Here is an 18,491-nt window from a genome sequence, read left to right on the forward strand (position 1 = left end):
ACCAAAAAATATTTCTTGGTTTTTTATTCATAGGAGGAGGTATCTATACAGATACCTCAGGATGAAATCATTGCTGGTTTCCTTATTTCCTAACCGGAAAAGAAACTCTCCTAAGAGCAATGGCAAGATGTGAAACCGGACGGCCTTATTTACCGGCAAGTAAAAGCCGCCTCACATCTAGTTCCTCTTGCAATCATCTGGTGGATCAAGAAAATTGCAACGTCTAACTGTTCCTGTTAAACAGTCGGTTGCTTACTTTTTGCTTGGATTTCAGCGTTGACCTTAGTGGGCAAGCCCCACAATTTGATGAAGCCAATTGCGGCCTCTTGATCAAATGTATCGGCAGAAGTATAAGTTGCTAGGTTTTCATTATATAGACTATTGTCGGATTTACGTCCTTCAACGATAACATTGCCTTTAAATAGTTTGACCCGTAAAACACCATTCACCACTTCTTGCGATTGTTTCAAGAAAGCAATCAAGGCATCCATTGTTGGATTGAACCATAGGCCATCATAGATCATTTGGCTTAATTGTTGTTCGATCACTGGTTTGAAATGCGCCATCTCACGAACAAAAGTCAGATCTTCTAGTTCTTTATGGGCCTTCATTAAAACCTCTGCACCAGGACATTCATAGACTTCACGGGATTTGATTCCGACCAAACGATTTTCGATATGATCGATGCGTCCGATTCCATGGACACCTGCGAGGGTATTCAATTTTAAGATCAAGGCAGCTAAAGACAATTCTTCACCATCTAAAGCAGTCGGAACACCTTTTTTAAAAGTAATTTCGATGATCGTCGGTTTATCAGGCGTATCTTCTAATTCCGCTGTGATGGCGTAAGCACCTGCGGGAGGTGTCGCCCATGGATCTTCTAGTACACCGCACTCACAAGCGCGGCCCCATAAGTTTTGATCGATTGAATAAGGATTATCCAAATCGGCAGGAATTGGTACTCCTTTTTCAGCCGCATAATGAATCTCTTCTTCACGCGACCATTTCCATTCACGGACAGGAGCAATAATTTTTAAATTTGGATCAAGGGCTGCGATCGACACTTCAAAACGAACTTGGTCGTTCCCTTTTCCGGTACACCCATGAGCAATCGTAGTAGCGCCTGTTTGGTGAGCCAGCTCAACTAATTTTTTTGAAATCAAGGGACGAGACAGGGCAGAAACAAGTGGGTATGAATTTTCATAATAAGTATTGCCTTGGAGTGCGACTAAAACAAAATCTTGTGAAAATTCTTCACGTGCATCGATGGCATAGGATTCCGATGCTCCAACTTGCAAAGCTTTATGCTTAATAAACTCCGTATCACGACCTTCACCGATATCCAAACAGCAGGCGATGACATCATAACCTTCGTCAACAAGCCATTTGATTGAAACTGAAGTATCTAATCCACCTGAGTATGCTAAAATTACTTTTTCTTTCATCCTGATTACTCCCTTATCGCTTTTTCATTAAACTTTAATTAATGTGTTGAGGCCATATTAGCATCGTAAAATACAAAAAGCAAGCATTTTATAAATATTTATGCAAAAATATTTCGGATTAACGTTTCTTTATTCATTTTAGAGTGAATATATAAGATTGGAACGAATAGTAGGAACAACTTAATAAAGAGAAAATATTTCCCGTTTTCAAAGATAAAAACATTGACATACCAAGTCATTGCAAGTATTATGGTAAATGGTATTGTTTGCCCCATGAGAGCCCCGGAAACTCAAGTGTTTGTCAAACATTCGAAACTGAAATTGGAGGAAAAAAACGTGCGTACAACATATATGGCTAAGCCAGGCGAAGTAGAACGTAAATGGTACGTAGTAGACGCAACTGATGTTCCTTTAGGACGTCTTTCAACAGTTGTTGCATCTGTACTACGCGGAAAAAATAAACCAACATTCACACCACATGTAGATACTGGTGATTTTGTAATTGTAATTAATGCAGATCAAATCAAATTAACAGGTAAGAAAGCAACTGACAAGATTTACTACCGTCACTCAAACTTCCCTGGTGGATTAAAATCTGTATCAGCAGGCGAATTGCGTGCTAAAAATTCTCGCCGTTTGATCGAAACTTCTGTTAAAGGCATGCTTCCTAAAAATACTTTAGGTCGTGCTCAAGGCATGAAACTTCACGTATACGGTGGAGCAGAACATCCACATGCAGCTCAACAACCAGAAGTATTAGATATCACAAACTTAATTTAAATAGGAGGGAAATTCATTGGCACAAGTTCAATATAGCGGTACAGGCCGTCGTAAAAATGCAGTTGCTCGTGTACGTTTAGTACCAGGAACTGGTAAAATTACTGTAAATAAAAAAGACGTTGAAGAATATATCCCACATGCTGACCTACGTTTAGTAATCAACCAACCATTTGGTGTTACTGAAACAACTGGTTCATATGATGTATTTGTAAACGTAGATGGTGGAGGCTACGCAGGTCAAGCCGGCGCTATCCGTCATGGTATCTCACGTGCTTTATTAGAAGTAGATCCTGACTTCCGTGCACCATTAAAACGCGCTGGATTACTTACTCGTGATTCACGTATGGTTGAACGTAAAAAACCAGGTCTTAAGAAAGCACGTAAAGCATCTCAATTTTCAAAACGTTAATCGTTGTTATACCAACGATTTCAAGCACTTTCCATTCAGTTGGAAGGTGCTTTTTTTATTTTGGTTACGAGTTTGGTTACGACTATTTTTCTCAACTTGTTTTTTGCCGATAATCCTCCAAATGTTTGACGGTTTCTTTTTGAACTTCTGGATTTACATGTCCGTAAACATTTCGTGTGATTTCAGATGTTTCCGCATGACCGACTAGAGATTTTACAATTAAATCATCGACACCATTGTTTAAAAGGTCACTGACAAAGGTATGCCGCAAGCCGTGTGGTGTTATTTTAGGAAGGCCGAATTTCTTTGAAAGGGCATCAAGTTTGTTGTTAAGATAGTCTGGATGCAAAGGTTGATTCAGTTCTCCCTTTTGAGTCGTATAGGTGAAGATAAATTGATCATCGGTTGGGAAAATATTGACTTGTTGAAGTTCATTGAATTGTACCTTTTTCCATTTTGCCAATAAATCAATGACGGAATCTGCTACTGGAATCGTCCGAAAGCGATAGGAGTTTTTCATTCCTTTTACACGTTCGTATTTTCCGGTAGCTTTATTTTTCACCAATTTATGCATGAGGGAAATCGTCTTGTTTTTGAAATCAATATCTGACCAGACCAAGGGATAAATTTCTCCTTTGGCTGCTCCTAATTGATAAACCAAAGAAAGTAACGTATAGTCTCGCACCCCATATTCTTGTTTCATCAAAGTTAACACCTGTTGAATGAGTTCCTTGGAATAATATTTTTGCTGACGTTTTTCTTCCTTTTTGTTTTTTAGGTCTGCATTTACAGGCATCTCCAACAAATCATAGGGATTCTTCTGGATATAACCTTTCACTAGGGCATAGCGTAATACTTGTTTGGTGTAGGAGACACAGTGTTTATAGTTAGCGTAAGGTTTAATCCCTTTTTCCTCATTGCCAAATGCCCACAAAATTTGGGTATCTTCTAATAGGTCATAGGTAATCTTATTAATTGGAATATCCCCTAGGTAAGGAAGAATCCGCTTCTTAAAACAAGTCTTAGTTCGATCCAAGGTGGATTGCTCATGATGTTGGGTTACCGTGTATTTCTTATCCCACCACATTTGGTAAACCTCTTTGAATGTATAAGAACCTTTCTTCTTTTTCACTTCTCCTTTCAATTTTTTTAATTTTGCTTCTGTTTCTAAAATCTCTGCTTCGTGTTTGCTGTCCGCATAAGCCACGTATCGAGAAGCATCTGCCCCCATATAAACATTGACTTTATACGAGCCATTTTCCATTAGACTAATTGCCATTTCTATCTTCCTTTCAAAAATGGCATATCAGTATCACTACACACTCATCATACAGCGCCTTGCTGTGCTTTGGAATACTCCCTTAGCCATTTATCTATCTCTTCTCGCTGGAATCGTACAACACCCCAAAGATGTATCATGGGAAGTCCTGCATCAATCCATTTATCAAGCGTGTTGTTGGCGATACCTAAATACTCACACGTTTCTTTCTTTGATAAATAGCGATTCTCTAAATGTACGGCTATTCGTGCGTTTCTCACTTCATCTACCATTAAGGTATACATATATTCTCTTAAACTCGTCTCTTGATCAGGCGAAAGTGTAATTTCAACTGCCATTAGCTAATCTACCTCCAATCTGGAAGTGAAAAGAAGAAAGGTGCTATTCAGTTTTCAAAGGCCATTCCAAAAGTACTTATAAAAGTACTTTTTATCATCGTACACCCAATCCAATAGAATGTCAATAAAATAAAGTTCGAAAATAAGTACTTTTATATTTCGATTATTAAGAAAGTTTGATATGATTGAATTAGAAAACTATCGGAGTGATGAGGATTATGAAAGTCGATCAACAAAGAGTAGCGAAAAAAATCCGTGAAATAAGGACGGATTTAGGATACAGTATGGCTCAGTTTGGTGAGCTAATCAGTAATTCTCCCAAAACTACGGTTAATAATTGGGAGCGGGGTATTAATCTACCCAAAGAAGACAAACTCAAAAAAATCGCCTTATTGGGTAAGACGACTGTAGAAGAGTTATTGTATGGTACGCCAGAAGAAGTACTGACAAACTTATTGAAAGATCATTTTCAGTTACAAGTGAATCCAGCATTTCTACAACAAATATTGGTATTTTTGAAACAGCAAAAAGTGGACGTTTATGATGAAATGACGATTATGGAATTTCTACAGGGCATTATGGACTCGGGGATGTTAGTGGAGAGGAACGATCCGTATTTAACGTATTCCAAAGTCGAAGGAACAGAATCACTTTATACTGCGGCCGCGGCCAATGACCCGCTGGATCCATCACCACGTTATTATGCCCATGTAGACGTTAAGAACAACCGAGTTCATTTATTACCATATACATTTGCGAAGCGACAAAAGTATTTGTATCACAACTTGCCGGACTTAACGAATCAGGTAACGATTGACTTCTTTACCCGAGCTTTTCCATTGTTGGGCATTGATTTGGAGAAGTCGGAAATTGTTTATTATGGGATCGAGAGAAGAAACGAATCTTTGAATATTGAGGAATTTAGATATGATAGGCAATTATGTGTATTTGAAACTGTAGAAGTAGTGGAAGAGGTGTCTTCGTCTTTTAAAGCTGAGGTTATGAAGATGACCCTATACTTGAAAAAACAACAATAAGAAACCAGTCAAAATTTGACTGGTTTCTTGACTATAATTTTTGTAGGGTATCTACAAAATATTGCGGGAAGTCCTTTAACACAGTTTCTATGGAATCTTTTTTTTCTCTGATTAATCTTTTTGTGAGCTGCTTACTAATTGATGGAAGTGAACTGAAAAAGGAATCTTTATCAATAATTTTTGCTATTATTTGAGCAACACCGCGATCAGAAAACCCAAGTTCATAAATATTTATTGATAGATTATTTGGAAGTCCATAACGTATTTTTTTTTGTAGCTTTTTAATTAAATTGATATTTAAATTATTTTGTGAATCATTCATAAATGCCACAATTCCATTTAAAGGTAATATTGTACTATAAGCTAGGATGCTATCACATATTTCAATAACATCTTGTATGGTAAATGAAGCTAATTTATTATACCGAATAAGTGTGAAATGATTGTTTTGACAGTAAATCAATATCTCTCTGTAACTTTCCCCCTGAATCCATAATTCACATAATTTAGAAAAAATAGAAGAATCCGTGATCTTCTTTACAAGAGCATTTTCCCTAAGTAATACTAATTGTGGGAAAATAATATTAACTAATTCAATTTCGGAATTTACTTGATTAATTTCTTCTATTTTTTCAGAGAGCCATTGCGATAAGAATTTGGAACTATCAAATCCTAGGGAGGTAATAGTATATAAATTTAACTCCCCTTTGGTAAGCAAAAGAGAATGATTTTTTATTGTATCAAATAAGTGAATTAATTTTTCTTTTTCATCTTCACTAGCTAATTGATATCCTAAAGTTTGTTTAGTTACGATATTCGTAAAATTTGCTTCATCTTTACCAAAATAATTCATAAAGAACATTACGTAATTCTCTACATCATTTAAACTATTGAGTATGGTTTGTAATTCATTGCTGAAAGGTAAATATGACTCAGGAAACTCTTTTTTTATTACCTGTTTTAGTAGATTATTTTGGCGATTAAATTCATCTGAGTTAGAATATTTTAACAAGATAAGTGGCAATAAATTTATTGAGGGAAGATTCTTAATATCGATATCTCGAACTAGTTTTAACAAATTACTCAGGCTATCCTCTGAGTTTGCTATGTTTAACATAGATTTGTACTTTCTCCATTTCCAGTCTCTTTTATTAGAGTGTACAAATGGTTCTGATAAAATAACTGTACCTTCAATATGTTTGCCAGCTCTTCCGGTTCTTCCAAGAAGATTATGAAAGTCTCTTACTTTAATTTGACTTTGCCCCTGATACAAATTTGAAATTATTAAATACTTTATAGGTAAATTTACTCCTTGAGCTAGTGTAGAAGTACAAACAACAAAATTAATTAAATTATGCGACATTGCATACTCAATTGATGTGCGAATTCCAGAAGGAATATTTCCATGATGAATAAAGACGCCTTTTAAAGCTGCATAGTAGTAGGTGGCACTATCTCCTAAATTAAGTTTAATGAGATTGGCTATTTTTATGTTTTCATCTGCGTTGTTATTGTTTGAAAACGCGGCGATAGGTAGTCCTCTACGTTCAATTTCTAATATTCTCTCAATCGTTTTATCTGCTGATGCTTTTGTTCCGGAAAATATAGCAGTTGCACCGTTATGAATCATTTTTAAAGCGTAATAAATTTGCATATCATAAGCATTATTAAGTTTCTTTTTTTTGAAATCTACATCTGGAAAGTATCTTTTTACACGTTCTCTTCCTAGCTTATTAATTTCTTGTATATCAACAATTTTTGGAACATAAAAATCGTCTATATCAGGATTCTCTTGGTTTAAGAAATACAGTTGTCCAGTATGACCTATCCAATCCCCCATGGCGATTGATCGTTGTGCGGAAATAATATTGTTATTTGAAATGACTTTTCCGTCACCATCATTTAACCAATCGTTGATCATTGAGCTATTTGTAATAACAGCAGAAATCAATATTTTTTGTGAAGATTTTTTCAGGTAATACTTTATTGTTGAAATAAGTAGCTCGTAATTAGTGCCTCTGGAATTATCATCAAATAAATGTGCTTCATCGAAGATAATTAAGTTAAGGTCTTCTAAAATTTCATTCTTATTTCTTATTAAAAAAAGTAATTTTTCAGGGGTGAGTATAATAAGTGTGTTTTTCTCTGTAGTATCAAAAAAATCTATATCATCTTTTTCTGCAATATCTGAAAGTTCGTTAACGATCACTTCATCATGTGAAAAGAAGTCAGTTAAATTTAAAGTAATTTCTTTACAAAGAGCTTTGAAGGGTGCAACAACAATAGCAAGTTTTGTTCGATTAGTGATAAAAGCAGATCTAATTATTAAACCAATTGAAGTAGTTTTTCCTGAACTGGTTGGCATTTGAATAACACCAGAGCTACCCTTAAATATACTTTCTTTACCTAATAATATTTGGCTGGGCCATAATTCTTTTATAGAACTATTATTTAATAATAAACCATTCCAATCTTCGATGGTCGTGCCAGAATAATTTGGTAAAAGATTTAAAGAAGCATTTTTATATTTTTTAATAAAAACTGCTAACAGTGCATCTCCGAAAAGAATTTCTCTTGGGTTTTGAGATTCATAAATTTTTTGTTTCAATATAACTAGGCTCTCAATGTTAATCAGTGTACCATTCGAATAGAATTGGGAGTATTCCTCAATCAATGAATAGAATGAATAGATATATTTACTTGGGAACTTATAGCCGTTTAGATCATCTAGTCTATCTGCCATAAGATATAAGAGAACTGTTTCAATTCCATTAACCTCTAAATCCATCGACCAGTCTATTTTATTGAGCATTACTTTTGTACTTCCTAGGGAGTCTGAAAGATAAAAAGAGATGGCGCCTAATATCCCAAAGTAATCATTGTAATTTGATTCACCAATTTTAGAGGTAATTAGAGAATTGAAGTAAATTGATGTGAAATTTAGATTTTCAATCAATTCATCATTCAATGATAAAGAAGTTCCAACGTTTCTGTTATCCCAAATAAAATTAGAAGCATCGCCAATTGTAGCAATTGCAAGAATTATTAATTCTTGTGCCATGTATTCTACTTGAATATGTTCTTCAAGTGGAACACCATATTCAAACATTTTTGATTTCGCCTGAACTTTTTTTAAATAATATTTTGAATTACTTTCAATTAACATTGGCAGCCCTCACATACATTTGTTTGATAAATTCTAAAAATTTAGGAGAATGTACAGCTATCAACTGAACATCTTTATCTGGATGTGTGGAGATATCTACTGTTTTTAATAAATCTCTAGAAAAAGCTTTATCTGAACAGACAGCCGCAGCAGCAAAGATCCTTTTATAGGGACGATCAACGGAATTTTGAAATCTTTTTACTAAATTAGCTTGGTCACTATTACCATAATAATTTAACATTTGGTATGAGGCATTTAAAGATTCGCCAATTCGTGTAAGATCCTTGGCTGAATGATTAACAGCATTTTGTAAAACATTATCAGGAGCAGATTCGCTATTTCTTGCTTTTACCTCAATGACAATCATTTCATCTTTTTTGTTAGTTTGCCCAACAGTATTAAGTTTGTAACCAATTAAATCACTACCTTGTGTGGATGTATTTCGATTAAATTTTTGTTTGTATCTCACCTTCGGGACAACATAATTTAAAACATACTCAATATAGCTAGCTATTAATATCTCTGAAAAATCTCCAGACATAGTGCTAGGACCAAGGCGGTCTGTAGGATCAGGAAATTTCATATTTAGTAAAAAATCCTTTCGGGAGATGCCAAAACCATCACGCTGCATATCGAGGTCAGCTAACGAGCAATAATTGTCTCTTAAATACTCAGCCCATTGGTTTAGAATTTCTTCATCATCGGCTATATTTACATGTAGAACAGTAATCTCTTTATCCTGGGCAGTTACAATATTTTCTTCTTGAACAAAAAAGTCAATGAACTTTGGATTTTCCATAAAATTCAACTCCCCTGAAATCAATTCAATTCATTATATCATCAATTCCAAAGGAAAGATTAATCTCTTTTGTACTAGTCAAAAGAGATAAATATACGGTTATAGTTTTCTCGTTTTTTTGACGGAAAAAGCTCGCTGGAAGTTTGATATTAATTTCAATGAAATAGATATTGATTATATTGACTATAAGTAGATAGATTTCTCCAGTAGAGTGGTTGATTGATGGGGGGAGATGTCTTTATTATTGTAAACGGTAGAGTAAATCCTGTTGCTAATTTTTACTGATATAACATCTAAGAGGCGCAGAGCTTTTCAAAATATACTGCTTTTTAGATGGAAAATACTTTAAAAGAAGATTTTCTAATTTTCTCCGCCACTATTTGTTTTTCTCCGCCAAATAAGATAAAATGGCGGAGAAAAGAGGTGGATGGCGGTGAAAGAATTTAATTATCGTGAGTTGAAAAAACTCTCTCTTAGTCACGATTTGTTGAATATGATGACTAAGATTCATGAGTATAAGGGAAAGCAAGAACTCTATATTGCGACCAAACCAGAAATTTTAAGTAAACTGACGGACTTGGCTTTGATTCAAAGTACAGAGGCTTCCAACAAAATTGAAGGAATTGCGACGACAGATGGCCGCTTGAAGCAAATCGTGGCAGAAAAGGTCAAACCTCGTAATCGAGACGAAGAAGAAATTGCCGGTTATCGGGATGTTTTGAAACTGATTCATGATAGCTACGAGTACATTCGCGTAGTGCCAAATGATATTTTAACGTTACACAAGAACCTCTATAATTACTCAGCTAAAAGTTACAAAGGTAAGTTCAAAAGTGGTGATAATGTTATTACGGAAAAAGATCTGGATGGTAAGGAGCGAGTTCGGTTTGTACCAGCTCCTGCTTATTTGACACCTGATTTAATTGATGAGTTGTGCTACCAATACAATCAAGCCGTTCAGAAGGCTGAGATTGATCCGTTACTGCTGATTCCTTGCTTTGTTTTAGACTTTCTCTCGATTCATCCATTCAGTGACGGGAATGGGCGGATGTCGCGCTTGTTGACGCTGTTATTGCTATACAAGTCAGGCTATTTAGTCGGCAAGTACATCAGTATTGAAATGTTGATTGAAGAATCGAAGCAAACCTATTATGAAGCGTTACAGGCAAGTTCTGTAGGATGGTTGGAAAATGAGCAAGACTATACGCCTTTTGTTCGCTATCTTGTCGGAATCATTTTGCGAGCGTATGAAAACTTCTCAGAGCGTTTCGAGATTATTATTAATCGTGAGCTAACACCTGCAGAGAGGGTAGTAGAGGAACTAGAAAAGTCCTTTGAACCTTTGAGTAGAGCTAATCTGGAGAACTTATTGCCGGATATTAGCCAGCGAACGATAGAACGTGCTTTAGCTGAGTTACAAACAGAGAATAAGATTCAAAAAGTCGGGCAAGGCCGTTCGACTAAGTATCAGCTAATAAATGAATTCAAATCGTAATATAATTCACGGGCCATCAATAGAAGCATAAAATCGGTAATTTAAAAATCAACGAGGCTAATTGAAAGTTGAATAGCTAAAAATATCAGTTTGATGCGCTATTTGAAACTCGTTAGAACCAGTGAAAACAAAATGTGAACTTTTTTAAATTAGTTTACACTTGTCAATAAGTGCTTATTTCCTTGGTATAACAGTGTTTGTACGTAGCTTTTCGATTGTTTTTCGTGTTTTTGTACCCCCCTGTTAGATAGGGGGGGTGAAACAACACTCGCGGGCTGGCGCCCACTCGTGTTCAAGGCGAACTCTTTACGAAGGGGAATTCGCTTGAGGCGAACCCCTCCGCAAAGAGCGCCTAACATTTGGAGAATTTTATATCAATTCTATCTAGCAATCAATAATGAAAAAATATCAATTCATAAAGTCGTTCAAAGCGCTATGTTTAGAAAGCAATGACTGAAAAGGGGAAACTATGGACTTTCAACATCCTGATGATCAAATTATGTCTGAATTAATTGAACGGCAATGGACTCGGCATTCAATTCAATCAGCTATTGTAAATCCAGCGGGTAAGGTTATTTGTTTTGGTGAGACAACTGTAAGTGAGAGTCATGATCCTACTGCTCATGCAGAGATTAACAGTATTCGAAAAGCCTGCACTATACTGGAAATAGCAGCTTTTCCGAAAGGATATTGGCTGTATTCTACTTTTGAACCTTGCCCTTTGTGTAGTTCAGCAGCAATATGGGCGGGAATAGATGGAATTGTTTATGCAAATAATCCAGATTACAGAGGGAATGAACCAAATTGGTCATTCATGTCTTGTAAGGAGGTCTTAGCAGCCGGCAGTTCTATTCATCCAGTATCATTAATACAAGATTTTAAAATTGATGATATAAAAGGATATTTTATTCGCCATGATGTTTAGTCCTACAAGTTTTGAGGAATTTGTTCTTTTATCTTTGATTTGGCAACGATAAAAAGACTACGTGGATTTACCATGCAGTTTCTTCAATGGAAAGTTTTAAAGGAGTGTAGTTGATACTGATATGCTCTGAACTTATCGTAACTAAATTGTCTTACGTTGAAAATTGGTTACGAATCGTGGTTACGAGTGCCTAAAATCGACTGAAATACAGTACAAATCTTGAGGCGGAAAATACTGGTAAATCAGCACTTTTGATATTCATTGATTTAAAATAACACATTTGAACTGCCAACCAGGTCTTAAGAAAGCACGTAAAGCATCTCAATTTTCAAAACGTTAATCAATTCCTTATTGTATCAACGTTTACAAGAATTTTTTGGTTCAAGTTGGTTCAAATTATAAATTTGACAAAGAATTTAAGAGGTTTAAAGCATCAGCATCTTGCTGGTGCTTTTTTTCTGGCATCAATTCAAGATAATAGTTCTGCGTTGTTTGAATATTGATATGACCTAAGCGTTTTGATACATAGGCAATATCAATATCTTGTGAAAATAGAAAAGAAGCATGAGTATCTCTTAGGCCGTGGAAGGTAGTTTTTGGAATATCTAGTTTTTTCAGTAATCTGGCGAGCTTAGCAGATTGTTGAAAGCCGTCAGGATCAAAAAAATATCCATTATCTTTAATCGGGACAGATTTTAGAATATCGTAGACTTCTTGGTTAATGGAAATATCTCGTCTTGAATTTTTTGTTTTTAACGAGGTATCTTCAGAAGTTGGACTAAGGGAACGTCTGACATGGATACCATATTCAAAGAGGTCTTCGGGACGTATACCTAAAAGCTCTCCGCGTCTCATGCCAGTTTCTAAGGCAAGGAGTACAAGAATGTTAAACTCATTTTCTCGATGATTAATGACATAAGTACGCAGTTTCTTTAATTCGGTAATAGAAAGTGCACGGTTTCTCTTATCTAAAACTTTCCCTCGTGTTTTGACTAAATTTGCAAAATCGGTAGCAAGATAGCCACGAGCATAAGCATCACGTAATGCCGTTTTGATTTTCAATAGTACTTCATGAGTGGTTTTACGAGAATGAGTTTCTGCATACTTATCTATTTTTCGTTGTACTACAATATCGTTCAAATCCTTTAACTGTATATCGCCAAATAATTTCTTCACCACTTGAGAAGTCCTTTGATAATTTTGAAAAGTCGTTTCTTTTACATCGTTTTTCTTTATGATATGAATCCAGTTTTCAAAGAAGTCAGCAAATGTTGTTGTACGCTCTGCTAATTGTTTTCCATTTCCTTTCTCCAATTCATTTTCCAAAGCCCAACGAGTTGCTTCCTTTTTAGAGCTAAATGATTTTGTCAATTTCTTATGTTGACCATGATTGTAAAGTGAGATCTGAGCTCTATATGAGTTACCACGTTTAATTATACTAGGCATTTATAACAAATCCTTTCACTGAAAGATGGTTGATAAATGCTAGTTGAATACACCGTCATTCTACATGGCGAAAAGCATCTAATCAACCATCCTACGATATTTTAGCTAGATAGAGTGCGTCTTAATAAAATTAATGAGGGAAGTGACAGTGTATCGTTCTTGTCTTCCTATCATAAAACGCTCTAACTCATCGTTTGCGCGAACGAATTTATCAAAAGATTTTGGATCGATCCCTAAAAAATGAGAAGCTTGTTCTCTAGTAAGTAGATAGGGCAATTCATAAGTAGTTATTGTATTTTTCATAGTTTATTTCCTTTCCAAAAATGTTTTTTGGCTGACACAAGGAAATGTGCTATACTCAACTTGTCTAGGGCGGAGTACGTTTATACATTTTAATGTGTAAGCTGTGCTTTGCTTTTTTTGTGTATTTTTTCTGCCTTCATATTTTGAAGACACTGGATATAAAATTCTACTTCTTCCTGATAATAATCAGGCTCAGCAATCAAATTTTCTAATATTTTTTGCTGCCTTGAACTAAGTTCCCCACAGCTAATAATCTCGTTAATCAAATTTGAATCAAAATGATTATCTACCTCTTGAATAAATGCGAGGGTGGGAGAAACGCTGTGAATTAACCAATTCATACTTTTCTCAAAGCTTTGAGGAATTGTTTCTAAAGAAATGGTGATTGCGCCATGATTGCCAATAAAGGCTGCCCATTTGGCATCGACTTTTGCACCTGGATCATTTGGAGCACGGTCATAAAAACAAATTGCCCCATTAAGTAACTCAAAGAATAGTTTGGTTAAATCATGGGTTTTTGAAATAATCTTTGCCAAGCTTTGCGCTTTCTCTTTTCGATACCGTAGTTCAAAGCGATTTTTTACTTCTGCTTCTTCTAAAGAAATTCCTCGTCGCTTTCGTTGTTCATAATCCTTCTGATAAAAGCAAAAGCGACACTGACTCTTCTTTGAGCCTAAATACAAGGTCTCACCATTTGATTCATTGTTTATGATATCCGTACCGCCATGAGATTCACTCACTTGAAAAGTGGTCCACACATGGCCTAGTGTTACCTTACGCTTCAGTTCTGGAATGCTGAGACTCCCCACAAAATCATCTAAAGTAAAATCAATCCGTGTAAAGTTTCCCTGATAATCTAATACCTTACGGAAGAACTCTTGCCAGTTTGATTTTGCGGTCTTCAAACGCATGGCAAGATGTTTACAGCCTTGACCTGAAAACTCCATTACGGTTCCTTTTACCGTATCGTCAATGGAATACCGAATCGTGATTACTTGATTCCAAACATATTGCCCAATATAGCCCTTTGGCGCATAATCCAGTTCCTCAAAGCGTTCAATAGGCATGCCAATAATCTCTTCAATCAACTTTAAATGTTGATTCGAGAAAAAGTGAATGGTTAGATAATCAATCAAAACACGATTAACTGGAACAATCTCTTCTTGCAAACTATCCAATACAAGATTCAGTTTTTCTGCACTTAATCGTCTCGTTCCTTTTTCTACCTTTGATAGTAACGACCTCGAAATCCCCACTTTTTCTGCTAAATATCGCTGGGTCCACCCCCTTTCTTCTCGAGAAACTCGAATGGCTTCCCCGAGATCATGTTGATTGACTTGGTTCATAGAAAAACCTCCTTCTGCTATTAAATTGTCAAAGAACCATCAGACTTATTTTAAGTACAAATCGATTGTACGCCTGTATTTATTTTAAGTCAATACATTTTGACTTTTTTTAAGTACAAGCGTATACTGAATTTAAGAACTTATCATGAGGAGGATTTTTCATGGAGATAGACAAGCAAGCAGTGGGCAATCGAATTCGGCAGATTCGTCAAGAGTTAAAGTTGAGTATGGAGAAATTTGGCAAACTAATTGGTGATTTACCACGAAGTACAGTCAATAACTGGGAACGTGGGATTAACCTTCCAAAAACCGAAACCCTTCACCAAATTGCAGAAATAGGCCATGTCACCAACGAGTATCTTTTGTATGGTACTCAAGAAAACCAATACATTTTAGAAATGCTTCAAAAGAAGGCAGGTAAGCTTGATCCTAAGATTGAAGGGCTAATAGTAGACGAACTGAAACAAGCCGGTCTTGTTAGTGAAAAAGAAATGGATCGGATGATTGAATTTTTTATTATAAACCTCATTCCACCAACGGAACAAGACCAATTTACTTATCAATGTATCGATGAGAAAAAGCAGCTTTACCTTGGTTCAACTAAATTTGGTAAAGAAGCTCAACTCTATTTACACCATGATAATCAAAATCACATTCTGCACATTCTGCCCTTTACCTTTTCCAACTTTAGTGTGGATCGCTTACTCGTCTATTTAGCAAATCAAGAATCCTATTCCTATTTTGGGAAACATTTGCCCAAGGAACTAGGTGAAAAAGTCATTCTTCTATACTCGATCAATCAATTGACCGGCGATGTTCGAATCGCCCCATTAGTCTATTCAAAAGAAACAGCCTCCTATCAATACACAGAAGATAATCTATACCTATTAGAACAACAATACCTCTATCTTCCATTCGCAATGGAAATCGAGAAAGAACGCCTGTTAAACGCAGCGTATCCGCAATCAAAATAAGGTGACAAGATTGATAAGCATGTGACAAAGAAAACACTGCTAGGACACTCCCAAATGGGTAGTTGTCACAGTTTCCTGTTCTTTGTTAGCCCCCTGTTAGAAAGAGGGGCTTGCCCATGCCGTCCGGCTACGCCGTCCTGCAACAGCATTAAAAAGAGGAAAGACTAGCTTATACGGCGCTGCCGTCGCTAGTCTTTCCTCTTTTTATGCTACTACTTGTCTATTTAGATTTAACTTTCATCAGTCGTAAGCCGTTCAAGGTAACTAATACAGTTGCCCCCATATCAGCTAAGATAGCAATCCACAATGTTAACCAGCCGGGAACTACAAGTAATAATGCTAATAGTTTGATTCCCAATGAGAAGGTAATATTTTGCTTAATGATTCTCAATGTTTGGCGACTTAATTTAACAATAAAGGGAAGTTTCTGTAAGTCATCACCCATTAAAGCAACATCAGCTGTTTCTAAAGCTGTATCTGTTCCAGCACCACCCATTGCGATACCGACTGTTGAGGCAGCTAATGCTGGCGCGTCATTAATACCATCACCAACCATGGCAACTTTTCCATAGGTTTCCTTGAGTGATTTAATATAATCTAATTTATCTTGAGGCATCAAATCGCCTTTTATTTCAGTTACACCTGTTTGTTTTCCAATTGACTGAGCAGTTGTAGCATTATCACCAGTCAGCATTATCGTATGCTCGATTCCTAAATTATGTAATTTTTCAATGACTGCTTTACTTGATTCTCTTAATTCATCAGCTACCGCAATGACTGCCAAAATTTGTTTATCCGTCCCTAAGAGCATCGCTGTTTTTCTTTGTTGCTGAAGTCTTTGGTAAGTTTCAATAATCTTCGAGTTATCTGTTAAAATAGATTCAAAAAGCTTTGGACTCCCTACAAGATAGGTAATTCCCTCAATGTTTCCTTGTATTCCTTTTCCAGTAATTGAAGTAAACTCGTCAACAACTACTGATTTATAAGAAATCGCTCTATTATCAGCTTCTTTTAAGATTGCTGACGCGAGAGGGTGTTGAGAATATGATTCTAATGCTGTAATAATTGAGAAATATTTCTCTTCGTCTTTTGAATCAACTGTAGTGAAATCTGTTACCGTTGGTGTTCCTTTAGTTAATGTTCCTGTTTTGTCAAAGGCAATGGCCTTGAGGCCACCAATTTCTTCAAGATAAATACCGCCTTTTACCAAAACACCATTTTTAGCAGAGTTTCCAATTGCTGAAACGATAGACACAGGTGTTGAGATTACTAAAGAACAAGGACAGCCAACAACTAATAAAGAGAGCCCTTGATACAACCAAGTATTCCAATCTCCGTTAAAAAATAATGGGGGAACAATGACGATTAATGCGGCAATCACCATAATGGTGGGTGTATAATATTTCGCAAATTTATCGACAAATGCTTGAGCAGGTGCTCGTTCACCCTGTGCTTCTTCAACCAAGTGAATAATTTTTGCAATAGTCGTATCATTTACATGTTTTGTTACTTTGACTTCAAGTGCACCTTCTTCATTAATCGTTCCTGCAAAGATATCATCATTAATATTTTTTTCAATAGGGACAGATTCACCGGTAATCGCAGCCTGATTCACTGAGGAATGGCCTTTAATGACTTGACCATCCATAGCAATTTTTTGTCCAGGCTTAATGATCATAATATCGCCTACTTCGATTTTTGAAACATTAATCATTTGTTCAACATTATTTCTTCTAATTAATGCTTCTTTCGGAGCAATATCCATTAGGGAACGTATTGATTGTCTTGCTTTATCCATTGAAAATCGTTCTAAAGCCTCGCTAATTGCAAATAAGATAACAACGATTGAGCCCTCAGTCCATTCACCAATAATTGCAGCACCAATGATTGCAATTGTCATAAGAGATTCCATTGAGAAATCCAATTTAAATAGGTCTGAAAATCCTTCTTTAAACAAACTAAATCCGCCGATAATAATCGCTAGTATAAATAATCCTTCTGTTAATAGCGCATCTTCACCGTTAACTACTTGAGATACTAATGCCAAAATAATTAAAAACAGTGAAACCAATAGGTTCCAGTTTCTTTTCACAAAAGGCTCTTTTGTTTCAATGCGAGGTTCTGTATCATGTTCGGACTGAACTTTCAGATTCTCAAAAGCTCCTGCAGCTTCAATTTCTGCAATAGTCGCTTCGCCTTCGATAGAGACTTTTCCGGCACCAAAATTTACTTTTGCATCGGTAACTTTTGGTATTTGAGAAACATTTTTTTCGAATTTTGCCGCACAATTCGTACAGCTCAATCCTTCAACCCGATAGACTTGTTTTTTTTCACTCATACTAGCACCTCATCTTCTAAATATAGTTTGGAATTTAGTAGTTGGACAAATTTATCATTCTTGATAGAGTAATAAACCAATTTCCCTACTTTCCGACTCACAACAATTCCATTCTTTTTCAATGATAATAAATGGTGTGAGGTTGTTGCCACGCTTGCTTCAATAGTTGCTGCGATATCACATACACATAATTCATCCTCATAACTTAGGGCGTAGATAATTTTTAAGCGATTCTCATCAGCTAAAATTTTGAAGACACTTTTCAAGCTCGAAATATCTTCAGTTTGTAACTTTTCTTTTCCTAGTAAAACTTTATCTTCATGAACACATGAGATTTCACAAATTTCGTTTTTCATACAAGCTCCCCCTTTATTCTAATTGCTATTTGAATGAAGTGTATCATAGATTATT

General features: G+C 35.8%; 16 protein-coding genes. 6 read left to right on the forward strand and 10 right to left on the reverse strand.

Annotated features, from left to right (window positions below):
• Positions 1-236: 236 nt before the first annotated feature.
• On the reverse strand, positions 237-1,445 hold the full coding sequence (locus RV04_RS07980) for an argininosuccinate synthase (RefSeq protein WP_071857942.1): 1,209 nt from the start codon (positions 1,443-1,445) through the stop codon (positions 237-239).
• Between the two features lie 351 nt (positions 1,446-1,796).
• On the opposite strand from RV04_RS07980, the gene rplM reads away from it, so the two are divergent.
• A complete protein-coding gene (gene rplM, locus RV04_RS07985) occupies positions 1,797-2,225 on the forward strand; it encodes a 50S ribosomal protein L13 (protein WP_342741676.1) in 429 nt (142 codons plus the stop codon).
• Positions 2,226-2,241: 16 nt separating this feature from the next.
• A complete protein-coding gene (gene rpsI / locus RV04_RS07990; protein ID WP_071857944.1) occupies positions 2,242-2,634 on the forward strand; it encodes a 30S ribosomal protein S9 in 393 nt (130 codons plus the stop codon).
• Between the two features lie 91 nt (positions 2,635-2,725).
• Here the strand turns inward: rpsI and RV04_RS07995 are convergent, their stop codons facing one another.
• Entirely contained in the window at positions 2,726-3,913 is a 1,188-nt protein-coding gene (locus tag RV04_RS07995; protein ID WP_071857945.1) for a tyrosine-type recombinase/integrase, read from the reverse strand.
• 47 nt (positions 3,914-3,960) lie between these two features.
• A complete protein-coding gene (locus RV04_RS08000; protein WP_003128904.1) occupies positions 3,961-4,251 on the reverse strand; it encodes a helix-turn-helix domain-containing protein in 291 nt (96 codons plus the stop codon).
• 218 nt (positions 4,252-4,469) lie between these two features.
• On the opposite strand from RV04_RS08000, the gene RV04_RS08005 reads away from it, so the two are divergent.
• Entirely contained in the window at positions 4,470-5,288 is an 819-nt protein-coding gene (locus RV04_RS08005; RefSeq protein ID WP_071857946.1) for a helix-turn-helix domain-containing protein, read from the forward strand.
• A 31-nt stretch (positions 5,289-5,319) separates the two neighbouring features.
• Here RV04_RS08005 and RV04_RS08010 read toward each other — a convergent pair whose 3' ends face one another.
• Together RV04_RS08010 and RV04_RS08015 are read right to left on the reverse strand one after the other, a co-directional pair.
• Positions 5,320-8,454: a DEAD/DEAH box helicase gene (locus RV04_RS08010; RefSeq protein WP_071857947.1), complete on the reverse strand. Its 3,135-nt coding sequence runs from the start codon at positions 8,452-8,454 to the stop codon at positions 5,320-5,322.
• Positions 8,444-9,253, reverse strand: coding sequence for a Hachiman antiphage defense system protein HamA (locus tag RV04_RS08015; RefSeq protein ID WP_071857948.1), 810 nt, complete (start codon positions 9,251-9,253; stop codon positions 8,444-8,446). Before RV04_RS08015 ends, RV04_RS08010 begins: the two co-directional genes overlap by 11 nt.
• 427 nt (positions 9,254-9,680) lie before the next feature.
• Here RV04_RS08015 and RV04_RS08020 point away from each other — a divergent pair, with 427 nt between their 5' ends.
• Positions 9,681-10,748, forward strand: a complete 1,068-nt coding sequence (locus RV04_RS08020; protein WP_171311551.1) for a Fic family protein — start codon at positions 9,681-9,683, stop codon at positions 10,746-10,748.
• A gap of 469 nt (positions 10,749-11,217) precedes the next feature.
• Positions 11,218-11,673 (forward strand): nucleoside deaminase, encoded by a 456-nt coding sequence (locus tag RV04_RS08025; RefSeq protein WP_225585798.1) that lies wholly within the window; start codon positions 11,218-11,220, stop codon positions 11,671-11,673.
• A gap of 396 nt (positions 11,674-12,069) precedes the next feature.
• On the opposite strand, the gene RV04_RS08030 is transcribed toward RV04_RS08025, so the two are convergent.
• The 3 genes from RV04_RS08030 to RV04_RS08040 all read right to left on the reverse strand — a co-directional run bounded on the left by RV04_RS08030 (position 12,070) and on the right by RV04_RS08040 (position 14,768).
• Positions 12,070-13,119, reverse strand: a complete 1,050-nt coding sequence (locus RV04_RS08030) for a tyrosine-type recombinase/integrase (protein WP_002406008.1) — start codon at positions 13,117-13,119, stop codon at positions 12,070-12,072.
• A 105-nt stretch (positions 13,120-13,224) separates the two neighbouring features.
• Positions 13,225-13,422, reverse strand: a complete 198-nt coding sequence (locus tag RV04_RS13550) for a hypothetical protein (protein WP_002372025.1) — start codon at positions 13,420-13,422, stop codon at positions 13,225-13,227.
• A gap of 89 nt (positions 13,423-13,511) precedes the next feature.
• Complete coding sequence (locus RV04_RS08040; RefSeq protein ID WP_071857949.1) at positions 13,512-14,768, reverse strand: replication initiation factor domain-containing protein; 1,257 nt, start codon at positions 14,766-14,768, stop codon at positions 13,512-13,514.
• Between the two features lie 161 nt (positions 14,769-14,929).
• On the opposite strand from RV04_RS08040, the gene RV04_RS08045 reads away from it, so the two are divergent.
• Positions 14,930-15,742, forward strand: a complete 813-nt coding sequence (locus RV04_RS08045) for a helix-turn-helix domain-containing protein (protein WP_002406006.1) — start codon at positions 14,930-14,932, stop codon at positions 15,740-15,742.
• Positions 15,743-15,962: 220 nt separating this feature from the next.
• On the opposite strand, the gene cadA is transcribed toward RV04_RS08045, so the two are convergent.
• Together cadA and cadC are read right to left on the reverse strand one after the other, a co-directional pair.
• Positions 15,963-18,080, reverse strand: coding sequence for a cadmium-translocating P-type ATPase CadA (gene cadA / locus RV04_RS08050; protein ID WP_071857950.1), 2,118 nt, complete (start codon positions 18,078-18,080; stop codon positions 15,963-15,965).
• The gene (gene cadC / locus RV04_RS08055; RefSeq protein ID WP_002406511.1) at positions 18,077-18,436 is read right to left on the reverse strand and encodes a Cd(II)-sensing metalloregulatory transcriptional repressor CadC; all 360 of its coding nucleotides are present in this window, start codon (positions 18,434-18,436) and stop codon (positions 18,077-18,079) included. Before cadC ends, cadA begins: the two co-directional genes overlap by 4 nt.
• Between the last annotated feature and the right edge of the window lie 55 nt (positions 18,437-18,491).

The organism is Enterococcus hermanniensis (genome assembly GCF_001885945.1).
GTDB lineage: Bacteria > Bacillota > Bacilli > Lactobacillales > Enterococcaceae > Enterococcus_A > Enterococcus_A hermanniensis.

What these genes read in the sequence shown, in the direction of transcription:
- RV04_RS08020 (WP_171311551.1), top strand. Translation starts at nt 9,681, where the DNA reads ATGGCGGTGAAAGAATTTAATTATCGTGAGTTGAAAAAACTCTCTCTT.
- RV04_RS08045 (WP_002406006.1), top strand. Translation starts at nt 14,930, where the DNA reads ATGGAGATAGACAAGCAAGCAGTGGGCAATCGAATTCGGCAGATTCGT.
- RV04_RS08000 (WP_003128904.1), bottom strand. Translation starts at nt 4,251, where the DNA reads ATGGCAGTTGAAATTACACTTTCGCCTGATCAAGAGACGAGTTTAAGA.
- RV04_RS08015 (WP_071857948.1), bottom strand. Translation starts at nt 9,253, where the DNA reads ATGGAAAATCCAAAGTTCATTGACTTTTTTGTTCAAGAAGAAAATATT.
- RV04_RS13550 (WP_002372025.1), bottom strand. Translation starts at nt 13,422, where the DNA reads ATGAAAAATACAATAACTACTTATGAATTGCCCTATCTACTTACTAGA.
- RV04_RS08025 (WP_225585798.1), top strand. Translation starts at nt 11,218, where the DNA reads ATGGACTTTCAACATCCTGATGATCAAATTATGTCTGAATTAATTGAA.
- RV04_RS07995 (WP_071857945.1), bottom strand. Translation starts at nt 3,913, where the DNA reads ATGGCAATTAGTCTAATGGAAAATGGCTCGTATAAAGTCAATGTTTAT.
- rplM (WP_342741676.1), top strand. Translation starts at nt 1,797, where the DNA reads ATGGCTAAGCCAGGCGAAGTAGAACGTAAATGGTACGTAGTAGACGCA.
- cadA (WP_071857950.1), bottom strand. Translation starts at nt 18,080, where the DNA reads ATGAGTGAAAAAAAACAAGTCTATCGGGTTGAAGGATTGAGCTGTACG.
- RV04_RS08030 (WP_002406008.1), bottom strand. Translation starts at nt 13,119, where the DNA reads ATGCCTAGTATAATTAAACGTGGTAACTCATATAGAGCTCAGATCTCA.
- RV04_RS08040 (WP_071857949.1), bottom strand. Translation starts at nt 14,768, where the DNA reads ATGAACCAAGTCAATCAACATGATCTCGGGGAAGCCATTCGAGTTTCT.
- RV04_RS08005 (WP_071857946.1), top strand. Translation starts at nt 4,470, where the DNA reads ATGAAAGTCGATCAACAAAGAGTAGCGAAAAAAATCCGTGAAATAAGG.
- cadC (WP_002406511.1), bottom strand. Translation starts at nt 18,436, where the DNA reads ATGAAAAACGAAATTTGTGAAATCTCATGTGTTCATGAAGATAAAGTT.
- RV04_RS08010 (WP_071857947.1), bottom strand. Translation starts at nt 8,454, where the DNA reads ATGTTAATTGAAAGTAATTCAAAATATTATTTAAAAAAAGTTCAGGCG.
- RV04_RS07980 (WP_071857942.1), bottom strand. Translation starts at nt 1,445, where the DNA reads ATGAAAGAAAAAGTAATTTTAGCATACTCAGGTGGATTAGATACTTCA.